The 6,289-nt window shown below is 73.4% G+C and carries 1 protein-coding gene; it reads right to left on the reverse strand.

The window, feature by feature from the left end; genetic code table 11:
* A partial coding sequence (locus ABZ948_RS40565) for a type I polyketide synthase (RefSeq protein WP_435857807.1) occupies window positions 1-6,289 on the reverse strand: 6,289 nt, incomplete at both ends.

Genomic DNA, 6,289 nt, shown 5'->3' on the forward strand with positions numbered 1-6,289 from the left:
CGGCGAACACCGGGAACGCCGCATACAACCCGGCGCCCATACCCGCCCGTTGCGCACCCTGACCGGTGAACAGGAACGCGGTCTTTCCGGTGCCGGCCGTGCCGGAGACCACGCCGGCGGAGGCCGATCCGGCCGCCAGCTCGGCGAGGCCGGCCAGCAGGCTCGCGCGGTCACCGGCGACGACACCGCCCCGCCACTCCAGATGTGCCCGGGACGTCACCAGCGCGGAGGCCACGTCCGCGAGGTCGGCGTCGGGCCGCTCGGAGAGCCAGCGGTGCAGCGTGGCCGCCTGTGCGCGCAGTCCCTGAGCGCTCTTGGCCGACACGAGCACGGGCAGCGTCGTGGCCGGTCCCGCGGCCGGTGCGGCCGGTGCATCCGGTGCGGCCGGTGCGGCCGGTGCGGCCGGTGCGGCCGGTGCGGCGGGCTTGCGGGCCGGGGGTTCCTCGATGATCAGGTGCGCGTTGGTGCCGCTGATCCCGAAGGACGACACACCGGCCCGGCGGACCCGGCCGCCCGCCGGCCAGGGTTCGGGCTCGGTGAGCAGCCGCACCGAGCCAGCAGACCAGTCGACGTGCGGTGATGGCTCGTCGACGTGCAGCGTCCGCGGCAACCGCTCGTGCCGCATGGCCTGCACCATCTTGATCACACCGCCGACACCGGCGGCGGCCTGGGCATGGCCGAGGTTCGACTTGATCGACCCGATCCGCAGCGGCTCGGCGCGGTCCTGCCCGTAGGCCGCGATCAGCGCCTGCGCCTCGATGGGGTCGCCCAGCGTGGTGCCGGTGCCGTGCGCCTCGACGGCGTCGACGTCGGCGGGGGTCAGGCCGGCGTTGGCCAGCGCGTGGGCGATCACGCTCTCCTGCGACGGACCGTTGGGGGCCGTCAGTCCGTTGCTGGCGCCGTCCTGGTTGACGGCACTGCCGCGGATCACGGCCAGGACGTCGTGCCCGAGCCGCTGCGCGTCGGACAGCCGTTCCAGCACCAGCACGCCGACGCCCTCGGACCACGCCACACCGTCGGCGGCGGCGGAGAAGGCCTTGCACCGGCCCTCGGGGGACAGCCCGCGCTGCCGGGAGAACTCCACGAACAGCAGCGGCGTCGACATCACCGTCACACCGCCCGCGAGGGCGAGGGAGGTGTCGCCCTGGCGCAGTGCCTGGGCCGCCGTGTGGATCGCCACCAGCGACGACGAGCAGGCGGTGTCGATGGTGATGGCCGGGCCCTGGAGCCCGAAGGTGTAGGCGACCCGGCCGGACACCACGCTGCCGGCCGAGCCGGTCGCCAGGTAGCCCTCGGCGGCCGCGGCCGACCGCACCGAGTATCCGTAGTCCTGGTACATGACGCCCGCGTAGACACCGGTGTCGGTGCCCCGCAGCCCCGTGGGGTCGATCCCGGCGTGCTCCAGGGCCTCCCAGGACGCCTCCAGCAGCAGTCGCTGCTGCGGGTCCATCGCCGACGCCTCACGCGGCCCGATCCCGAAGAACCCCGCGTCGAAGTCACCGGCGTCGTGCAGGAATCCGCCCTCGCGGGTGTACACGGTGCCGGGCTTGTCCGGGTCGGGATCGAACAGGCGCCGCAGGTCCCAGCCGCGGTCGTCGGGGAACCGGGTGATCGCGTCCGTCCCCGAGGCGACCAGGTCCCACAGCTGGTCGGGCGATGCGGCGCCGCCCGGGTAGCGGCAGCTCATGCCGACGATCGCGATGGGCTCGTCCACGCGTGTCCGGCGGACGACCTGCCGGGCGCCGACGCCCGACCCGTCGATCCGGGAGCGGACGTGTGCCGCCACGGCGGCCGCCGTCGGATGGTCGAACACCAGCGTCGACGGCAGCGGCAGTCCGGTGGCCTTCGCCAGCCGGTTCCGGAACTCCACCGCGCCCAGCGAGTCGAAGCCGATCTCGCTGAACGGCACGTCCGGCCCGACCGCGTCCGCCTCCGGGTGGCCGAGCACGGACGCGGCGATCGCCCGGACCTCCTGGAGCACCGTCCCGTCCCACTCGGCCTCGGGGACGTCCGCGAGGCGCCGCACCAGTGAACTGCGGTCCGCGCGCCGCGCTCCGGCCGGGACGCGGATGACGGACCTGAGCACGGCGGGCAGCAGCCCGATCCGGCCGAGCGCCGTCAGGGCGGCGTGGTCCAGGGCCGCCGTCATGAGGAACGGCCGTTCCGTCGCCACCGCGTCGTCGAACAGTTCCATGCCCTGTTCCACCGACAGCGGGACCAGCCCGAGCCGCGCCCGGATCTGCTCGGCCAGGTGCTCGTTGCCCTCCTGGCCGAGGGCCGCGGCCATGCCGAGCTTCCACAGACCCCAGGCGAGGGAGTGCCCGGGCAGTCCCTCGCCGCGGCGCCGGCGGCACAGGGCGTCCAGCACGGCGTTGGCCGCCGCGTAGTTGCCCTGTCCCTGGCCACCGAGGTGGGGCGCGGCCGAGGAGAACAGCACGAACGCCGACAGGTCCCGTTCGCGGGTCAGTTCGTGCAGGTTCCAGGCGGCGTCCACCTTCGGCGCCAGCACCCGGTCCACCTGCTCGGCCGTCAGCGTCTCGATCGTGCCGTCGTCGAGCACACCGGCCGAGTGGATCACCGCGGTCAGCGGGTGTGCGGCGGGGACCGAGTCCAGCAGCTCGCGCAGCGCCTTCCGGTCGGCGACGTCACAGGCCGCGACCGTCGCGTCCGCCCCCGCCGCGGCCAACTCGGCCACCAGCTCGGCGGCTCCGGCGGCCCGGTCGCCGCGCCTGGACACGAGCAGCAGGTGCCGGACGCCGTGCGCCTCGACCAGGTGCCGGGCGACGACCGCGCCCAGCCCGCCCGTGCCGCCGGTGACCAGCACCGTGCCGTCACCGAAGACCGGCCGCTCCGCCCCGGCCTCCCCCACCGGCGCGACCTGGACCATGCGGGGCATCAGCAACGCCCCGGCCCGCACGGCGATCTGCGGTTCGTCACCCCGCGCGGCGGTGCTCAGCACCTCGTCCGGCAGGTCGCCGCCGTCGTGGTCGACCAGGACGATCCGGCCGGGGTTCTCCGACTGCGCGCTGCGCACCAGGCCCCACACGGCCGCGGCCGCGAGGTCGGGCACCTCGCCGGGCAGCCCCGCCGCGTTCCGGGTGAGGACGACGAGCCGGGACTCCGCGAACCGCTCGTCGGTCAGCCACGCGCGCAGCGTCGCCAACGCCGCGTGCACACCGGCGCGGACGGTACCGGGCACCTCGCCGTCCGACGGCTCGGCACCACAAGCCCCCCACACGATCACGTCGAGGGACCCGCCGGCAGGGTCGGCCGCCGCCAGCTCGGCCAGGTCCGCGAAGTGCTCCACCCCGGGCACCGGCACGCCGATGCCCACGGGCCGTGCGCCACTCTCGCCCGACGGCTCCGCCGACGGGACGGGCACCCACTCGATGTCGAACAGCGGCCCGCGGCCCCCGGTCCGGGCACGGTCCAGCGTCCGCGCGTCCACGGGCCGGGCGAGCAGCGCGTCGACGGCCAGGACGGGCTCCCCGGCCTCGTCGGCGAGATCGACCCGGACGGTCTCGGGCCCGGAGCGCGTGATCCTGACCCGAACCGTGTCCGCCCCGCGCCAGTACAGCCGTACGCCCCCGAAGGAGAACGGCAACGGCAGCCGCCCGTCCGGCAGATCGGCCAGCAGACCGTCCACCGCCGCGTGGAACGCCGCGTCGAACAGCGCCGGGTGGAGCCCGAAGCCGGACGCCTGTGCCCGGGTGGCCTCGTCCAGCGACACCTCGGCGAAGACCTCGTCGCCGCGTGTCCACGCCGAGCCGACGCCCTGGAACACCGGCCCGTAGCCGAAGCCGGCCTCCGCCAGCCGGTCGTACAGCGACTCGGACTCCACCGGCGTGGCGCCCACCGGCGGCCACTCCGCACCGCTCCAGGCCGTGTCGCCGCCCGCCTCCTCGGCGGCGAGCAGCCCGGTCGCGTGCAGCTCCCACCCGTCCGCCGCGCCCGCACCGGCCAGGTCGGTGCCGGCGCCTTGGGCGAGAGGCCGCGAGTGGATCGAGAACCCGCGCCTGCCCAGGTCGTCGAGTTCCCCCACCGTCAACTGGAGCTCGGCCGCCGTGCCGCCGTCCAGCACGAGCGGCGCCTCCAGCACCAGCTCCGCGACCACCGGCACGCCCAGTCGCGCACCGGCGGTCAGCACCAGTTCCACGAAACCGGTCCCCGGCAGCAGCACCGAGCCGAACACGACGTGATCGGCCACCCACGCGTGCTGCCCCACCGCGAGCCGGCCGGTGAAGACCCACTCGTCCTTCCCGGCGACCGCCACCGCACCGGTCAGCAACGGGTGCCCGAACCGGTCCCCGACACCGTCCGCCCCGGCGGACCGGAGCCAGTAACGCTGGTGCTGGAAGGCGTAGGTGGGCAGGGCGATGTGCTGCTGCGGGCGGCCCGCGAACAGCGGGGCCCAGTCGACGGTGACGCCGGCGGTGTGGGCGTGAGCGAGCATCGTGACGAACTGTTCGTGCTCGTCGTGGTCGCGGCGCGCGGCCGCCGCCACGAAAGCCTTGGTCTCCTCGGGGAGGCTCTGGCGGGTCATCGCCGCCAGGACCGCGTCCGGGCCGACCTCCAGGAAGCGGCGCACGCCGGAGGTGAGGAGTGTATCGACGCCGGGGGCGTAACGGACCGCTGCGCGGACCTGGCGGACCCAGTAGGACGGGTCGAGCAGTTCGTCGCCCGCGAGGTCTCCGGAGACGTTCGAGACGAGAGGAATGCGCGGGGTGTTGTAAGTGACCTCGCGCGTGACGGCCGCGAAGTCCTCCAGCATCGGCTCCATCAGGGCCGAGTGGAAGGCATGGCTGACCTGGAGGCGCTTGGTCTTGCGACCGGCATCGGCAAAGCGCTGCTCAACCTCCGCGATCGCGTCCTCGTCGCCCGAAACGACAATGGCTCCAGGGGCGTTGACCGCGGCGATGGATATCCGGTCGTCCGCGATCTCGTCCTCGGTAGCGGCTATCGCGAGCATCGCCCCGCCCTCGGGCAGAGCACCCATCAACCGACCCCGGGCCTCGACAACCCGGCAGGCGTCCTCCAGCGACCAGACGCCGGAGACGTGGGCGGCCACCAACTCGCCAATCGAGTGCCCGATCAGCACATCCGGCCGCACTCCGAAGGACTCCAACAGCCGGAACAGCGCCACCTCGAACGCGAACAGCGCCGGCTGGGTGAACTCCGTCCGGTTCAGCAGATCGCCGTCACCGAACATGACGTCCTTCAACGGCAGCGGAGCAAAGGCCGCACACACCTCGTCCAACGTTGCGGCGAACACCGGGAACGCCTCATACAACTCGGCACCCATACCGGCCCGTTGCGCACCCTGACCGGTGAAGAGGAACGCCGTCTTCCCCGAACCGACCGCCCCAGGTTCGAGATCACTCAGGCAGGACAGCAGCTCATCCCGGTCACGGCCGACAACCGCGCCCCGCCACTCCAACTGCGCCCGCGACTGCACCAACGAGGCCGCCACATCGGACAGATCCACATCCGGCCGCTCCAGCAACCACTCCCGCAGCCGCCCAGCCTGAGCCCGCACACCCGACTCACTCCGCCCCGACACCACCAACGGAATCACCGGCAGAGAAGGCGAAACAGATGCGGTCTCCTGCGTGTCGGGAGCCTCCTCCAGGATCACGTGCGCGTTGGTGCCGCTGATACCGAAGGACGACACACCAGCCCGGCGGACCCGACCGCTCACCGGCCACGCCTCGGCCTCGGTCAGCAACCGCACCGAACCTGAAGACCAGTCCACATGGGACGACGGCTCGTCGACGTGCAGCGTCCGCGGCAACCGCCCGTGCCTGAGCGCCTGCACCATCTTGATCACACCGGCCACACCCGCGGCGGCCTGCGTGTGGCCGATGTTGGACTTCACCGAGCCGATCCGCAGCGGTTCCTCGCGGTCCTGGCCGTACGCGGCGAGCAGCGCCTGCGCCTCGATCGGGTCACCCAGGGTCGTGCCCGTGCCGTGAGCCTCGACGGCATCGACATCCGACGGGGTCAGACCCGCGTTGGCGAGTGCCTGGGCGATCACGCGTTCCTGGGAGGGGCCGTTGGGCGCCGTGAGGCCGTTGCTGGCGCCGTCCTGGTTCACCGCGCTGCCGCGGATCACCGCCAGCACGTTGTGCCCCAACCGCCGCGCGTCCGACAACCGCTCCAGCGCCACCACGCCGACACCCTCGGACCACGCCACCCCATCAGCCGAGGACGAGAACGACTTGCACCGGCCGTCCGGCGACAGACCCCGCTGCCGCGCGAACTCCACGAACAACAACGGCGTCGACATCAC

The organism is Streptomyces olindensis (assembly GCF_040645895.1).
Taxonomy (GTDB): Bacteria; Actinomycetota; Actinomycetes; order Streptomycetales; family Streptomycetaceae; genus Streptomyces; species Streptomyces olindensis.